The sequence below is a fragment of the Mesorhizobium sp. CAU 1732 genome (assembly GCF_039888675.1).
Classification (GTDB): Bacteria; Pseudomonadota; Alphaproteobacteria; order Rhizobiales; family Rhizobiaceae; genus Aerobium.
The window spans coordinates 1-14,353 of the sequence record NZ_JBDQQR010000003.1 but is presented as its reverse complement, the minus strand read 5'-3'; the positions used below and the strand labels follow the sequence as shown (position 1 = coordinate 14,353).

Below are 14,353 nucleotides of genomic sequence, written 5' to 3'. Positions count from 1 at the left end.
AGAAGAGGCGCAAGCAAGCGTCGAAACGCAACAACGGAAGGCCTGCAGGAGAAACAGGAAATTCGTCAGCATCGGAAATGGCCGATGCGACACAGTCTTTATCGGGAGGAGAAGCAAGATGAAAATAGTGAAAAGCCTAGCAGCCGCGATGCTGCTTTCCACGGTCGCCGTGCCGGCATTGGCCGAATACCCCGACCGCCCGCTGACGCTTTACGTCGCGTGGGGCGCAGGCGGCGGAACCGATGCGGTGGCGCGCGTCATCGCGGTTGGTCTTGAAAAGGAACTGGGCCAGTCCGTGAATGTGGTGAACCGCACGGGTGGGTCGGGCGTGGTCGGGCACACGGCCATGGCGGATGCCGAACCGGACGGGTACACGATCGGTCTCGCCACGACCGAAGTCAATCTGATGCACTGGCTGGGTCTGACCGACCTGACATATGCTGTGTACACGCCGCTGGCCCTGATGAATGAGGACCCCGCCGGCGTGCAGGTGTCGGCAAACTCCGAATACCAGACGGTCAACGATCTGCTGCAGGCGATCCAGGATTCCCCCTCCGGGACGTTTCGGGCCACGGGAAGCGGTCAGGGATCGAGCTGGCACGTGGCGATCGCGGGCATGCTGAACGCTGCGGACATCGATCCGACCAAGGTCATCTGGGTGCCCAGCGAGGGCGCGGCGAGCGGCCTTCAGGAACTGATGTCGGGCGGTACCGATATCGTTCCGTCGTCTCTGGTGGAAGCGCGCGGGTTGATCGACGCCGGACGTGTGAAATCGCTGGCCTATATGAGCAGCGAACGCTCCAAACTGTTCCCGGATGTGCCGACGCTCGCCGAAGAAACCGGCTCGGACTGGGCGTTCGGCGCATGGCGCGGAATCGTCGCACCGGCCGGTCTGCCCGATGATGTCAGGGACCGTTTGATCACGGCTCTGGATGCCGTCTACCAGAGCGAGGAATATCATGAGTTCATGAACGCTCAGGGCTTCGGTACGAGCTACCTTGGCGGTGACGAGTTCGGAACATTCCTGCAAACGATGGACGCCAGCTTCGGCGAGACGATGAAAGCCATCGGCCTGGCGGAATAGCCGTCGCAAATCCGTAGGCAGGTCGTGGTTCCGCTGCGGCCTGCCGCTGTCATATTGTGAGGTTCTCTCATGCGATTCAGCGATGCAGCGCTCGGAGCCATATTCCTCGTCATGGGAATCTCCCTGGCCTGGTATTCTTACGGGCTCCCGTCGATACCGGGACAAAGCTACGGCGCGGCGACCTTTCCGCTGCTGATATCGGCGGGCATCGTGGCTTGCTCGGCGAAACTTCTCTTCGCGGGCATAAGGCAAGGCCGCGAGCCGCTGGTCTATCTGTCTGACGAGATCAGAAATCCGCGCGCTGTGTTCGGCGTGACCGCAATCGTCCTTCTCGTGATCGGCTACATCTTCTTTTCGCGCAGATTGGGCTTCATACCGAGCGCCATCATCGTCACCTTCGCGATGTTCCTCATTTTAAAGGTGCATCCGCTCAAGGCTCTCATTCTTGCAATCGTCGCGGCTTTGGCTTGCGACTTCATCTTCAGAACCATGCTTCTCGTGCCCTTGCCGTTCGGCATCGTGCCGCGACTGCCCTGGTAGGGGACGGCTGCGATGGATGTCATCATTCAGGCTTTCGGTCTCGTCACCACATGGAACGTGCTGCTGACGGTGCTTGCCGCCTCGATATTCGGAATTTTCGTTGGGGCCGTGCCCGGCCTGACCGCCACGATGGCGACGGCCATGCTCGTGCCGCTGACGTTCTTCATGGAACCCGTCGCGGCCGTCGGCGCGATGGTCGCGTGTTCGGCCATGGCGATTTTCGCCGGCGATATTCCAGGCGCTCTGCTTCGCATTCCAGGCACCCCAGCATCCGCAGCCTATGTCGAAGATACCTATCGTCTCACGCGGCAGGGGCAGGCCGAACTCGCTCTTGGCGCATGCGTGCTGTTTTCAGCGATGGGTGGGCTCTTCGGCACGCTGGTGCTGATTTTCGCCGCTCCGACGCTGGCCGAATTCGCGATGAGCTTTTCCACGCCGGAATATTTCTGGATGGCGCTTCTGGGGCTGACTTGCGCCGTCTTCATGGGCACGTCCAGTCCGGTCAAGGGGCTTATCAGCCTGTTTCTCGGCCTGACGATCGCAAGCGTCGGTCTCAACAATCCCGCCGGGGTGCCGCGTCTGACATTCGGTTCGACCGATATGCTGGCCGGCATCGACTTCATCCCGGTCATGATCGGTATCTTTGCCATCTCCGAAGTGCTGCGCACCGTGATTGACGGCGGAAGCGGCTGGGAGCAGGCACCGAAGGCGGTGGGCAACATTTTCCGCCACTGGGGCTTCATGCTCAAAACCTATTGGCGCCAACTTATTCGAGGCAATGTCACCGGAACCGCCATCGGCATCTTGCCCGGGGCAGGGGCGGACGTTGCCGCCTATGTCAGTTATGCCGTCAGCCGACGTTTCTCGAAAACGCCGGAGAAATACGGCAAAGGCCATATCGAAGGCGTGGTCGAGGCATCCGCGGCGAACAACGCCTCCCTTTCCAGCGCCTGGGTGCCCGCGCTTGTTTTCGGCATTCCCGGCGACACGATCACGGCCATCGTCATCGGTGTCCTCTACGTCAAGGGCATGAATCCCGGCCCGACGCTGTTCCTGTTCAATCCGCAGACGATCTATGCCGTTTTCCTGATCTTCATCCTCGCCAATCTGATCATGGTTCCGCTGGGCTGGGCGCTCATCAAATTCTCGAAGAACATCCTGCTCATCCCGAAATCGGTGCTGATGCCGCTGATCCTGATCTTCTGCATTGTCGGGGCCTTCGCCTCCAACAACGCGGTTTACGGAGTCACGATCATGCTGATCTTCGGCGTGGTCGGCTATCTGATGGAAGAGAACGGGTTCCCGATCGCGCCATGCGTGCTTGGAATCGTCATCGGTCCGCTCCTGGAGAAAAACCTGATTTCGACACTGATCAAGTCACAGGGGAACCTCATCGATTTCGTCAATCGGCCCGTCGCCTTCGCGCTTTTCGCGTTCTTCTGTCTGGTCTGGCTATCGATCATCTATTCGTGGGGCAAACCACGGAAGCATGACGACGTGCCAGCCAGCACATGAGTGCTGCCGAGAGCTCCCGCCAGGTGGAGCCCGGAAAAGATCGAGTGGAGTGGGGTGGGGGAGGCATGCCTGAGTTGAGTGAATGTTATACCGAGATCACATCTTCTCAGTTGTCGGAAGAGCGAATGCTGCAATACTGCGGTCGACCAGGTCTCTACGGCGATCGCCACTAAGGAGTTTTGCTGTTCGGGCCCCGATCCACACAAGCCCGAACGCGCTGGTCTAAAATACGAGGAGGAGAACGTAATGACAGTCAACCGACGCTCAGTGCTGAAGGGCGCTGCTGGAATAGCCGCCGCAGGGGTGGGCAGCAGCATTTTCCAGGTGAACATTGGCAATGCCGCGAACGGGAATGTAGCCGATGTCGTCGTTTTGGGTTGCGGCTCGGCGGGTCTTGCCGCCGCAGTCGCCGCCGCAGAGGCAGGCGCGTCGGTTATTGTCCTCGAGTCGCAACCGCACATTGGGGGACGTGGCGTCGTCAGCTCGGGCAACATTCCCCTGGGAGGCGGAACCCCTGCCCAGATGGCGGCCGGCATCATGGACACGCCAGATCTCCTGTTTCGCGATCTTACCGACTGGTCCATCGTCCAGTCGAACGGCTTTCCGAGCTACCGCTATAACGATCGCGAGGTCATCCGGGCATTTGCCGACATCAACGTCACCATTTACGACTTTCTGGTCCGCCATGGCGTCAGGTGGACGAGAAACACGCCCGACAACGTCGGCGCCAATGAAACCGGCAACTCCGTCAACCGGATGATGCACACGGCGATCATGGACTACCCCTCGGTCCGGACCGGCTTGCAGGTAGCCCCGGCACAACGGCTGACGACGTCTCAAGGGCCCGGCTTCATATATCCGCTGGAGGCCGCAGCAAAAGCACGTGGCGTGAAGATCCTGCTGAATCACCGTTTGCAGTCGCTGCACCGGATGCAGCAGGGCGTGACCGGGATCAAGGCCACGTATCAAAACCGCACCGTCAGCATTCAGGCACGCAAGGGCGTAGTGATCGCGACCGGCGGCGGAAACGGGAATGTGGAATACCGCCGAATGTTCGACCCACGGCTCACCGCGGAGTACTGCGGCGTCGCCGGCGAGCCCTATTCCTTTCAAGACGCCAGCGGCATACTCGCCGGGCTGAATGTCGGCGCGGGTCTCGCGGGCACGTACAACCAGACCGGAGAGTTCGGCACCAACATCACCAAGCCAAGCCGCATCGGAACGCGGTACAACTACTCGTTCCTGGAGTGGTTGCCCACCAGCGTTGTCTTCCCGCTTGCGAAAGCCAGGGGGCTAAGCGTCAACAACTTCCAGGACGTTATCCATGTCAACATGATCGGGAAGCGGTTCTACGACGAAACGGGAGGTCAATTCGGCACGAACAGCGCTGGCTCGGTCAACCCGTACACTCAAGGCAGCTACCTGAACGCCAAGAACATCACATACAACCCACAAAACTGGATCAACGCCGCTATGGCTGGCATCGGCGACGGCCACAACGGCGGTGGCCCGATCTGGGCCATATTCGATGAAACTACCAGGGCCCGCAGGAATTGGAACGTGGCGCCACCCTTTGTCGATCCTGACGGATTCTTCTTCCAGGCAAACTCGCTGGAGGAGCTCGCAGCGAAGATCGTCATGCCGTATCAGCGGGTTCCCATGCCGGCAAGCAACCTGGTCCAGACGGTGACGCGGTACAACAGCTTCGTTGATGCGGGTGCCGACGCCGACTTCGGCAAACCGACACCCCAATTCAAGATCCAAACGGGGCCCTTCTATGCCGCCTGGTCGACGCCGGTGATCCACGACCCCCGGTCCGGCCTGCGCATCAACGCCGCAAGCCAGGTCCTCGACTTTGCCGGTCAGGTAATTCCCGGCCTCTACGCCGCCGGAGAAGCCGCTGGCGGATTCAGTCAGCACGGGAACGGTCGCGCTCTCGCTCAGGGCTACATCGCAGGAAAGCACGCAGCCCTCCGTCCGTATAGCTAGGACTAGAACTCTCAACAACAGTCCCGCCAGGCCTCTCGGTCCGGCGGGACTATCTGTTCCTCGGACCCGAGGCCAGTGATCTCAGCGCCGGTGGCATGGGGCCGGCGATCAGCGTCGCCCACAGCGCTGGCCGACGCGGCCGCGCCGGCCTGATGCTCAGGACTGGCGATGGACCAATTCGTCGATCAGCAGTTTGGCGACGGGCGGGATCGGCGCCCCCTTGCGGGTGACGAGCTCATAGGCCTCGCTTCGCGACGCCAGGGCCAGCGGCAGGATGCGCGTCATCTGCCGGTGCGCGAAGAACTGCGCGACTTCGATCGACACCAGGGCCACGAAGGACGGGTTGGCCTGCAGCAGCGCCAGCGTCGCAAAAGCGGAGGTCGTCTCGAGCAGGTGTTCCGGGAACCGGATCCCGCAATCGCGGTATTCGCGTTCGAGCAGGAGCCGCATCGGCATGTTCGCGCGGTATACCACCCATCGGTATGGCACCAGTTCCTGCAGAGTGAGCTTCTTCGCGTGCCGCAGCGGATGGTCGACGTTCGCGATCACCGCGAGCGTTTCATCCTGGAGCTTCACGCTGTCGTAGACCTGCGGCGCCTGGCTGATGGTCGTGCGGCAGATCGCCAGGTCGAGCCGACCGGCGTCGAGCTGGGCCAGCAGGGCGGCGCTGGTGTCCTCGACGATCTCGACGGACAGGTCGGCCTGCCGCGCAACGAGCGCGGAGACGGCATCGGTGAGCAGCGGCACCGCGCCCATGATGACGCCGGCCGCCACCCGCCCGCCCTGGCCGCGCATGATTCCGACGATCTCGTCGCGCAGGTGCGCGAGATCCGTCTGGATCAGGCGCGCATAGCGGATCACGCAATGGCCGACGGCATTGGGCTCCAGGCCCCGGTTGGTGCGAACGAACAGCGGCGTGCCGAAGGTCGTCTCGATCTCCTGCAATGCCTTGCTCGCGCCCGGTTGCGTCAAGGCGACCTGCTGCGAGGCCTTCAGGAGCGAGCCGTTCTCGCCCAGCGCGACCAGGAGCCGCAGCTGTTTCAGGTGGAGCCTGGAAATGATCGAGTGGAGCGGTGGGGTCATGCCTGAGTTGAGTGAATGTTATACCGAGATCACATCGACCGCAAGGATTTCAAATACCGCAAGGATTTCAAATGAAGATCGTTGATCACCTGCGCCAAGCTCAACGGCGTCGATCCGCAAGCCTGGCTTGCCGATGTTCTCGCCCGCATCCGGCTTCATGCGCTGCTGCCGTGGTACAGCCCTGCGAAGTTCAGGAGCCGATGCCGTAGCGCTGCAGACACGGCGCGAGCGCGTCGGCCGCGCCGCACCGCGCGGGCAGCTCGACGCGCAGCCGCGCATAGGCCCATTGCCGCCAGGGACGCGGAGAATTGCCGGATATCTCGATGCGGACGAGTGACGGCAGGCGATTGGTGCTTGTCCATTCGGGGCTGAGCGCGGCGTCCGTTCCGGCATAGCTGAACGACAGCTTCAGATCGCCGCGCATCAGCGGAAGATCCTCCCCACCGCCGCTCATCATGAAATCGCGGCGGGCACGAATGAGGGCGTCGTCGGATCCGGCCCGACCCATCGAATAGGTGATGTCATCAAGTCCCGCACGCGGCTCGTAGCCGAGCGCCGGGCGCACGAAGGTGACCGCATCGGCATGGCCGGTGAAGCGGACCGCAGCGGCCTGTTGCGCGTTGGAATAGCCGGGCTGCGCGGCCTCCAGATCCTCCACCATCCGGTCGAGGATCACGGCCACCGTGTCCTCCTGCCCGCCTCTGGCGATCATCCCATGCCACTGGCGCAGCCAGGTTCCGGTGTAGAGCGCCAGCCCGCCAAACAGCATCGTCGCAAGCACCAGCGAAGCCAAAGCCTCGATCAGCGTGAAGCCGGCCCGGGCGCTGCGTTTCCTCGTCATTGCAGCTTGCCGAGGCGCACGGTCTGTATGACGTCGTCACCTGATCCGTCGGTGCTGCGAACGGTGACGGAGTAAAGCTGCCATCCGGCCCGAGCCAGCGCCGAAGCGCGTTCGAAGCGGTATGGCTCCACGATGACCGTGTAATCCCCGATCACGCGCCGGCCCGTCCGCAACTGGTCGAGGGTCATCGCGACCGCCATGGCCGCCTGCATGCCGACACGGCGCTCGGTCGATCGCTCCAGACCCGCGAACGCGCCCGCGGTGCCCGTGATCATCCGCGCGATCGGAACGATCAGCAGCACGGCGATGGCAAGCGAGGCCAGAACCTCGATCAGCGTGAAGCCGCGTCTGCGCCGCGCTGTCATTTCGGGCTCATTTCCACGCGACCGGTCAGCCAGTCGACGCGCAGGTCGATCGCCCGGCCGCTGGCGGACAGTGTCATGACGCCCCCGCAGGACCGTCCGTCGGCAAGGAAGCGCAAGGCTCTGGTTCCGCCTCGTATGGGACACCGGTCCGACGTGACCCAGTTCAAGGCTACCCCGTCCCTGATCGAGATCGCATTGGCGCCATCCACCTGAATGCGATTGTTTCCCGGATCGACCGCTACGTCGACGACGCTGCCCGTGGTCAGGGCCTTCGCTCTGCCCTTGCGGAACTCCCCGCTGATGCGAACCGCCTCGCCGGAAAGCTCGGCAGCCCCGACGGTGTAACGCGGGCGCGGCATCAGCACGAAGGCCGCGAGGGCGAAGATCGCGAGCGCCGCGACCACATCGAGCAGCACGACGCCGCGCTGCGCCGTTTTTCGGTTGCTGTTGCCCCCAGGGCTAGTCGGACACATTGGAGCCGCGCCCACCGGGTCCATCGGCTGTGATGTTGAACGTCTTTCCGTCGCTCGCGTATTTGTATTCATTGCCCCACGGGTCGAGCGGAACACTCTCGCCGCGCAGGTATGGCCCGTTCCAGACCTGAATGGTCGAGGGCTTGCGCACCAGGGCTCCCAGGCCCTCGGCCTGCACCGGATAACGGCCGACATCTATGTAGAAGATGTCGAGCGCGCTGGAGAATGCCTCGATCTGAAGTTTGGCGGCACGCTCGCGCGAGTCGGACAACTGCGCCAGAACACGAGGTCCTACGAGCGCCGAGATCAGGCCGATGATGGCCAGAACGACCAGCATCTCGATCAGCGTGAAGCCCGCCCTGCGGCGCCGGGCACGCTTGCGCTGCGTGAGATGGGAATCAACTGCGAAATGTACGCTCATGCACTCTGGCTCCTATCGGACCATATCGTTGAAGGACATAAGAGTGGACATGATCGACACGATCATACCGCCGATCAAAATGCTGATGGTTGCCACCGCCGCAGGGCCGACGAGCCCGACGATACGCGACAGCGAACGCTCCAGCCGTACTTCATAGAAGTCGGCGACACGATAGGCCAGACCTGCGAGTTCGCCACTCTGCTCGCCGAGCCTCAGCATGCGCACCGCCAGCGGGGGAAGCTGGAGGATTTCGAGCGCATGGCCAAGCCTGTTCCCGTGCCGCAGGGCGTCGGATGCCTGCTGCGCGCGTGCCCGCGCAGCCTCGCCGTGATCGATGGTATCGCTGATGAGTTTGAAAGCCACGGGAACCGCCACGCCCGTTTCGACCATGATGCCGAGGAGACGGGCGAACCGCCCGGTCCGATAGCTGCCCGGTATATCCGACAGAAGCGGAAGCTTTTTGGCGAAACCCCAGAGCCATGCCGAAAGAAGGCCCCGCCGTGCCGCCACGAAGCCCAGCAATACGAGTACCGATGCCCCAAGCAGAAGGAGAAGCCCGTAGTCGCGCAGGAAAGTCGAGACCGCGAACATCGCCACCATCACCGTGTCCGTGTTGCCGCCCTGCATGATCATCGGTTCGAACTGAGGAACGACCCCTACCAGAAAGAAGACCAGTACGCAGATCGTGCCGGCAAACAGGACCGCCGGATACCGAAGCGCCTCGCTGACCTTGACTTGCAATGCCTCGAAACTCTGGCGCTCCTCCACGATGCGCGACAGGAGGGTGGGCAATTTGCCGGAGCTCTCCGCGACACGAATCATTGCGACCTGGAACGTCGGGAACAAGGCAGGCCAGGCCTCCATCGCACTGGAGAATGACTTGCCCGACGCCAGGTCGGTGCGAATGCCGGCAACGACGGGTTGAAGCCTGCCGCTGTCGAATTCCTTTTCCATGATCGCCAGCGCCTCGTCGATCCGGATTCCCGCATTCAGCATGATCGACAGATCGGAGAGCAGCCGCGTGACAGCCGCCGGCGGTATCCGGGTCGTAAACAGCGGTGCGCGTGATGCAGACCGCACGCTCTGTTCGACACTGACCGGGATCAGCCCGCGCGCCCCGAGCTTCTGGACGGCATCGTCGGAATCGGACGCATCGATCCGCCCGAGTTCGAGACGACCCTCGCCATTCAAAGCCTTGTATGCGAATGCCGTGGAGCCCATGGAGGCCGAACTTCCTAACTGTGCGCCTGGTGTTCGAATGCAAGCGCGTCATCGCCTTGTTGCAGCGTTCTGAGGCCGAACATGCGCCAATCGCGAGCTGGGATACGGATCACCCCCCGGATCCATGATTATCGGCTTCTCCATATGGATCAACCCCGGGCTCCGTGTTCATCCACTGCTCCGACGGAACCATTTGTTGACCGCTCGCCTCATCGGAAAAACGCAGCGAGGCGCGTCCTCCCGCTCCGTCGAGCTTGACTTCAAACTGGCCGACTACCTTCAGGGTCCAACCTTCCCGGCTTTCCCCCGTGCGCAGCGTGAAGGCCGCCATTTCGAACGGGCTGGTGAAGGTCGCGCTGTTAAGCCTTGCCGACCGCACGATGCCAACCAATTGCCAATCGGGCGCCGCGGCAGGCGGCGGCTCGGGTTCGGGCTCTGGCTCGGGCTGCACGACGACAGGTTCCGGCTCGGCGGCAACGAATGCGATCGGAGCAGTCCGGTCCGGCGAGAACAGCGGCCGATCCCGAAGCGCCGCATAGTCGCTCAGCGGGCGCTCCCTGACCGACAGCCTTTCCGTGCCGAAGGACAGGCTCGAAGAAGCCGCGACGGCGGCGAGCATCAATGTCGCGCGCAGCAGCGTTGTCATGACTGGGGGTCCTTCTCGCGGAAGGCGGAGAGCGAGACGTTCAGCGACAGCGGTCGATCCAGGGAACTTGAGGTCTGATCTCCCCCCAAATCAACCCGGCGGTTCAACCGAAGCCGGAAGCTGTCGACGATCATGACGGGCGAACCTGCCTCGATGGCATATAGGAGATCTGGCAGCGATTGTTCCATGACCTCGATATCGACGGTCAAACGAACGCGTTCCAAGGACTCCAACTGAGGACCGTCTGTGATGGCGATTTGCCCGTCCGTGGGAATGTCGACGCGCCTGATAACGGCGCCCACGCGTTCCACGCGGTCGGAAAGCAGGCGCTGGAACTCGGCCGAGACGAGCCCGCTGGTTTGGGAATCGAGAAGTATCCTGCTCCCGCCAAGGTCCAGCGCCGGCGTTTCGCCCTGTTGAACCGGGGAATTGGACGCCTTGCTTTCGAGCAATGCGGCACGTTCCTCATAGAGCGCCAGCGTTTGCGCTTCCGCGCGCCAGGACAGGAGAGTGTCGGCGACGAGCACCAGAGTTGCGACGAACAGCAGGGCAATGACCATGAGCGATTGAAGCCGCGTGTCGCGCCATAGTGTCGTCGGCCTCATCGCAGCGAGCTTCCCGTGCGGATGAGCGGGCGGGTGTCGACATCGAACTCCGAGGTGACGCCATCCTCGCCGCGCAGAGCCGGTCCGACCAGCTTGCTGTCTTCGAAACGACCCGACGATTCCAGCGCGGTCAGCACTTCCGGTACGTCGATCGTCCGCCCCAAAAGACGCATGCGCCCATCGGCGAAAGACACCTCCGTGGCATAGGAGTGCGTGGGCAACGCCTGAGCCAGGTCGTCCAATGCTGCAAGCGCGCTCACGGCGTCTTCCTTGATATTCAGCGCGGTCTGCTCAGGCGCGCTGTCAGCCTTGTACGGAGTCGCCGCGAGCGTGATCGCCTGCCGCGCCTTTTCGGCCCGGGCCTCGACGGCAGCGCGGCGCTCGGCATAGCTGTCCTTGATCAGCGGCCGCGCCGCCAGCGCCGTGATGGCCGCCACGACGCTGATGCCCAAAACTCCGGCGAGAAGAAACTTTATCCGGCCACGGGTCCCGGAGCCCTGTTGCCGGTGCGTCGACACGGTCACTGCACCGCCTTCGGGAAACGGCGCCGAGATCAAGACCTGGCGGGCCTCGGTCACATTCAGGCATGCCAGGGCAGCAGCGACGCGCGACCTCGGAACGATCGCGACGGCGACCGTCATCTGCCGGGCTTCGCGGTCGATCTCGAGCACCCTGTGGCCGAAATAGATGTCGGAGACAGGCAATGGCGAAAGCGCGCCCATTCGCGATGCAACGATACCCTCGACGTGGCTGGCAGCCTCCATCGGCAGTTCGATCCGGCGCGCGATCACCCAGCTCTCGGGGATGCCGAGATGGACCGTCTTTCCGTTCACCGCTGTACGCAATGCAGCGGGCGGCTGCGCGTCTGGAGAAATCGGCACCGACAGGGGAGCAGACGGCTTTCGGCTCGACGCCGGCCTGATTTCAAGCGCGCTCCCGTCATCAGCGACCGACACGATCACGCGGCTGCCGGATTTGACGCGCGCGAGTTCATCGAGCAGGGAGGCCGGTCCCGCGATCCAGTCATCCATGCTGCGGATCGCCGCGGTGAAAGGAGAAGCCATTCCGGTCAAACCTCGGAGCGGAAGCCGGAACAGGATCCGGAGTTCCGTTGCCGCGTGAAACTAATCATAGCGCATCCTCAGGCCCCTGTTCCAGATCAATCACAGTCTTCGCCCATCGGGCACCGATCTCGACAGCAGACCGGGACGACCACCTTGGCGGAGTTGCAGAAGCTGTCGGCAATTGACCTCGACTTCGATTTCGACAGACATCGGCTTCTCTGCCTGTCGAGCAATTCGGCCCCAAGCCGGAGCTGTCCTAGATCGCCGTGCATCCTGACGGACGCACGAGTGGCGATCTATCTCTTTGTTTGAGCATCGGAAGAACCCGAAAACCGCAGGCCACTTTTCGGTCCGATGCTCTAATGATTGTCGCGCGGCACGCCGCTGGTGACGGCGATGTTCTGGTACTTCACCGCCGGCTTCAGAACCATTCCCTCGGACAACTGGTCGACCATCGACCGTTGGATCTCCTGCCACGGTGTCTGATGCTTCGGATATGCATAGCCGCCCTCGCTTTGCAGGTCGACGCGACGGCGCTTGATCTCGTCGTCCGACACGAGGATGTCGGCGGTCCCCTTGCGCAGGTCGATGCGTACCCGGTCACCCGTACGCAGCAGCGCAAGGCCACCACCGACGGCCGCCTCGGGCGAGGCGTTGAGGATCGATGGAGAGCCGGAAGTGCCGGACTGACGGCCATCGCCGATGCAGGGCAGCGAGTGGATGCCCGCCTTCAGCAGGTAGGCCGGCGGCTGCATGTTCACGACTTCGGCGCCGCCGGGATAACCGACTGGGCCGGCTCCGCGCATGAACAGGATGGTATTCTCGTTCAGGCCGAGTGACGGATCCTCAATGCGATGGTGGTAGTCTTCCGGACCGTCGAAGACGGCGGCGACGCCCTCGAAGGCATCGGGGTCTTGCGGATTTGACAGATAGCGGTCGCGAAACTCCGGCGAGATGACCGACGTCTTCATGATTGCGGAATCGAACAGATTGCCTTTCAGGTTGATGAAGCCGGCATCCTTCCTGAGCGGATTGGCCACGGTACGGATGACCTTGCCGTCGAGATTCTCCGCCGCGGCGCAATTGTCGCCGATCGTGCGGCCGTTGGCGGTCATGGCTCCGGGGTGCGGCAGCAAGCCGGCCTTCATCAGCTCTGCCACCACGGCCGGCACACCGCCCGCATGATGATAGTCCTCGCCGAGATATTCACCGGCCGGCTGGAGATTGACGATCAGCGGAACGTGGTGACCGACCTTCTGCCAGTCATCGACGGTCAGCGACACGCCGAGATGCCGCGCGATCGCGTTGAGGTGGATCGGCGCATTGGTCGAGCCGCCGATGGCAGAATTGACGACGATGGCGTTCTCGAAGGCTTCCCGCGTCATGATATCGGAGGGTTTCAGGTCCTCGCGCACCATGTCGACGATGCGCTTGCCGGTTTGGTAGGCGATCTGGCCGCGCTCGCGATAGGGTGCTGGAATGGCGGCGGAGCCCGGCAACTGCATGCCGAGCGCCTCGGCCAGCGAGTTCATCGTCGTCGCCGTGCCCATCGTGTTGCAGTAGCCGACGGACGGCGCCGATGAGGCGACGATGTCCATGAACTGGTCGTAGTCGATCTCTCCTGCCGCCAGCCTTTCGCGTGACTTCCACACGACCGTGCCGGAGCCGGTGCGTTCGCCCTTGTGCCAGCCGTTCAGCATCGGGCCGACGGACAGCGCTATGGCTGGAATGTTGACGGTGGCCGCGGCCATCAGCAGCGCCGGGGTGGTCTTGTCGCAGCCGATGGTCAGCACGACGCCATCCAGCGGATAGCCATAAAGCAACTCGACGAGAGCGAGATAGGCGAGGTTGCGGTCGAGCGCGGCGGTGGGCCGCTTGCCTGTCTCCTGGATCGGGTGGACCGGGAATTCCAGCGGTACGCCGCCGGCGGCCACAATGCCGTCGCGCACGCGCTTGGCGAGCTCGATATGATGCCGGTTGCAAGGCGACAGGTCCGAGCCCGTCTGGGCGATGCCGATAAGCGGCTTTCCGGACTGTAGTTCTTCGCGGGTCAGCCCATAGTTCAGATAGCGTTCGAGGTAGAGCGCCGTCATGCCGGGATTGTCCGGATTGTCGAACCACTCGCGCGAGCGCAGCCGCTTCGCGTCATTGATCTTGGACATTCACACCTCCCAGAACGACCGTTTAGCCATCGATATGGCATCGGCAATTGTCGGACAAGTACCTCCAGCAAAAAATGTGGACAAGTTGTCCATTTTGTGGATTGTAGGAAAATCTTGAGCGATACGGCAGGCGCGCAGATGCGCCGTATGCCGGGGAGGGGTAGTCAAGCGTGAGTCAGATCATCTTCATTCCTGCCGAGGGCGGCTCGGGCGAGCCCCGTGTCGCCGCATCGCCGGATACGGTGAAGCGGCTGATTGCTTTCGGTTTGTCCGTTGTGGTGGAAGCGGGGGCGGGCGACAGTTCGCGGATACCCGATTCCGACTATCAGGCGGCAGGCGCGACG

At 62.8% G+C, this 14,353-nt stretch carries 14 protein-coding genes and 2 pseudogenes; 6 read left to right on the top strand and 10 right to left on the bottom strand.

Features of this window, described 5'->3' with window-relative positions; genetic code table 11:
* Positions 1 to 118: 118 nt before the first annotated feature.
* The 4 genes from AAFN55_RS21700 (at position 119) to AAFN55_RS21685 (ending at position 5,128) form a co-directional block, all read left to right on the top strand.
* Positions 119 to 1,084 (top strand): tripartite tricarboxylate transporter substrate binding protein, encoded by a 966-nt coding sequence (locus tag AAFN55_RS21700; protein ID WP_347801083.1) that lies wholly within the window; start codon positions 119 to 121, stop codon positions 1,082 to 1,084.
* Positions 1,085 to 1,153: 69 nt separating this feature from the next.
* The gene (locus tag AAFN55_RS21695) at positions 1,154 to 1,624 is read left to right on the top strand and encodes a tripartite tricarboxylate transporter TctB family protein (RefSeq protein WP_347801082.1); all 471 of its coding nucleotides are present in this window, start codon (positions 1,154 to 1,156) and stop codon (positions 1,622 to 1,624) included.
* Between the two features lie 12 nt (positions 1,625 to 1,636).
* A complete protein-coding gene (locus AAFN55_RS21690; RefSeq protein ID WP_347801081.1) occupies positions 1,637 to 3,139 on the top strand; it encodes a tripartite tricarboxylate transporter permease in 1,503 nt (500 codons plus the stop codon).
* A 246-nt stretch (positions 3,140 to 3,385) separates the two neighbouring features.
* A complete protein-coding gene (locus AAFN55_RS21685; protein WP_347801080.1) occupies positions 3,386 to 5,128 on the top strand; it encodes an FAD-dependent oxidoreductase in 1,743 nt (580 codons plus the stop codon).
* 156 nt (positions 5,129 to 5,284) lie between these two features.
* Here AAFN55_RS21685 and AAFN55_RS21680 read toward each other — a convergent pair whose 3' ends face one another.
* A complete protein-coding gene (locus AAFN55_RS21680; protein ID WP_347801079.1) occupies positions 5,285 to 6,211 on the bottom strand; it encodes a LysR family transcriptional regulator in 927 nt (308 codons plus the stop codon).
* A gap of 78 nt (positions 6,212 to 6,289) precedes the next feature.
* Here AAFN55_RS21680 and AAFN55_RS21675 point away from each other — a divergent pair.
* Positions 6,290 to 6,385: pseudogene (locus AAFN55_RS21675) on the top strand (transposase domain-containing protein); the annotation flags it as partial.
* 16 nt (positions 6,386 to 6,401) lie between these two features.
* Here the strand turns inward: AAFN55_RS21675 and AAFN55_RS21670 are convergent.
* From AAFN55_RS21670 to AAFN55_RS21630, 9 genes are all read right to left on the bottom strand, one after another.
* Complete coding sequence (locus tag AAFN55_RS21670) at positions 6,402 to 7,052, bottom strand: prepilin-type N-terminal cleavage/methylation domain-containing protein (RefSeq protein WP_347801078.1); 651 nt, start codon at positions 7,050 to 7,052, stop codon at positions 6,402 to 6,404.
* Entirely contained in the window at positions 7,049 to 7,417 is a 369-nt protein-coding gene (locus AAFN55_RS21665; RefSeq protein ID WP_347801077.1) for a prepilin-type N-terminal cleavage/methylation domain-containing protein, read from the bottom strand. The genes AAFN55_RS21670 and AAFN55_RS21665 overlap by 4 nt, the downstream gene beginning before the upstream one ends.
* The gene (locus tag AAFN55_RS21660) at positions 7,414 to 7,833 is read right to left on the bottom strand and encodes a hypothetical protein (protein ID WP_347801076.1); all 420 of its coding nucleotides are present in this window, start codon (positions 7,831 to 7,833) and stop codon (positions 7,414 to 7,416) included. Before AAFN55_RS21660 ends, AAFN55_RS21665 begins: the two co-directional genes overlap by 4 nt.
* Positions 7,834 to 7,876: 43 nt before the next feature.
* Positions 7,877 to 8,311 (bottom strand): type II secretion system major pseudopilin GspG, encoded by a 435-nt coding sequence (gene gspG / locus AAFN55_RS21655; RefSeq protein WP_347801075.1) that lies wholly within the window; start codon positions 8,309 to 8,311, stop codon positions 7,877 to 7,879.
* A 12-nt stretch (positions 8,312 to 8,323) separates the two neighbouring features.
* On the bottom strand, positions 8,324 to 9,532 hold the full coding sequence (locus AAFN55_RS21650) for a type II secretion system F family protein (RefSeq protein WP_347801074.1): 1,209 nt from the start codon (positions 9,530 to 9,532) through the stop codon (positions 8,324 to 8,326).
* Positions 9,533 to 9,641: 109 nt separating this feature from the next.
* Positions 9,642 to 10,178: a hypothetical protein gene (locus AAFN55_RS21645; RefSeq protein WP_347801073.1), complete on the bottom strand. Its 537-nt coding sequence runs from the start codon at positions 10,176 to 10,178 to the stop codon at positions 9,642 to 9,644.
* A complete protein-coding gene (locus tag AAFN55_RS21640) occupies positions 10,175 to 10,738 on the bottom strand; it encodes a GspMb/PilO family protein (protein ID WP_347801072.1) in 564 nt (187 codons plus the stop codon). Before AAFN55_RS21640 ends, AAFN55_RS21645 begins: the two co-directional genes overlap by 4 nt.
* Before the next feature lie 41 nt (positions 10,739 to 10,779).
* Positions 10,780 to 11,847, bottom strand: coding sequence for a PilN domain-containing protein (locus AAFN55_RS21635; RefSeq protein ID WP_347801071.1), 1,068 nt, complete (start codon positions 11,845 to 11,847; stop codon positions 10,780 to 10,782).
* Between the two features lie 359 nt (positions 11,848 to 12,206).
* On the bottom strand, positions 12,207 to 14,009 hold the full coding sequence (locus AAFN55_RS21630) for an IlvD/Edd family dehydratase (RefSeq protein ID WP_347801070.1): 1,803 nt from the start codon (positions 14,007 to 14,009) through the stop codon (positions 12,207 to 12,209).
* Positions 14,010 to 14,179: 170 nt separating this feature from the next.
* Between AAFN55_RS21630 and AAFN55_RS21625 the strand changes: the two are divergent.
* Positions 14,180 to 14,353, top strand: a pseudogene (locus AAFN55_RS21625) (NAD(P)(+) transhydrogenase (Re/Si-specific) subunit alpha); the annotation flags it as partial.

What these genes read in the sequence shown, in the direction of transcription:
- AAFN55_RS21635 (WP_347801071.1), bottom strand. Translation starts at nt 11,847, where the DNA reads ATGGCTTCTCCTTTCACCGCGGCGATCCGCAGCATGGATGACTGGATC.
- AAFN55_RS21670 (WP_347801078.1), bottom strand. Translation starts at nt 7,052, where the DNA reads ATGACGAGGAAACGCAGCGCCCGGGCCGGCTTCACGCTGATCGAGGCT.
- AAFN55_RS21700 (WP_347801083.1), top strand. Translation starts at nt 119, where the DNA reads ATGAAAATAGTGAAAAGCCTAGCAGCCGCGATGCTGCTTTCCACGGTC.
- gspG (WP_347801075.1), bottom strand. Translation starts at nt 8,311, where the DNA reads ATGAGCGTACATTTCGCAGTTGATTCCCATCTCACGCAGCGCAAGCGT.
- AAFN55_RS21650 (WP_347801074.1), bottom strand. Translation starts at nt 9,532, where the DNA reads ATGGGCTCCACGGCATTCGCATACAAGGCTTTGAATGGCGAGGGTCGT.
- AAFN55_RS21630 (WP_347801070.1), bottom strand. Translation starts at nt 14,009, where the DNA reads ATGTCCAAGATCAATGACGCGAAGCGGCTGCGCTCGCGCGAGTGGTTC.
- AAFN55_RS21645 (WP_347801073.1), bottom strand. Translation starts at nt 10,178, where the DNA reads ATGACAACGCTGCTGCGCGCGACATTGATGCTCGCCGCCGTCGCGGCT.
- AAFN55_RS21665 (WP_347801077.1), bottom strand. Translation starts at nt 7,417, where the DNA reads ATGACAGCGCGGCGCAGACGCGGCTTCACGCTGATCGAGGTTCTGGCC.
- AAFN55_RS21640 (WP_347801072.1), bottom strand. Translation starts at nt 10,738, where the DNA reads ATGGTCATTGCCCTGCTGTTCGTCGCAACTCTGGTGCTCGTCGCCGAC.
- AAFN55_RS21695 (WP_347801082.1), top strand. Translation starts at nt 1,154, where the DNA reads ATGCGATTCAGCGATGCAGCGCTCGGAGCCATATTCCTCGTCATGGGA.
- AAFN55_RS21680 (WP_347801079.1), bottom strand. Translation starts at nt 6,211, where the DNA reads ATGACCCCACCGCTCCACTCGATCATTTCCAGGCTCCACCTGAAACAG.
- AAFN55_RS21690 (WP_347801081.1), top strand. Translation starts at nt 1,637, where the DNA reads ATGGATGTCATCATTCAGGCTTTCGGTCTCGTCACCACATGGAACGTG.
- AAFN55_RS21685 (WP_347801080.1), top strand. Translation starts at nt 3,386, where the DNA reads ATGACAGTCAACCGACGCTCAGTGCTGAAGGGCGCTGCTGGAATAGCC.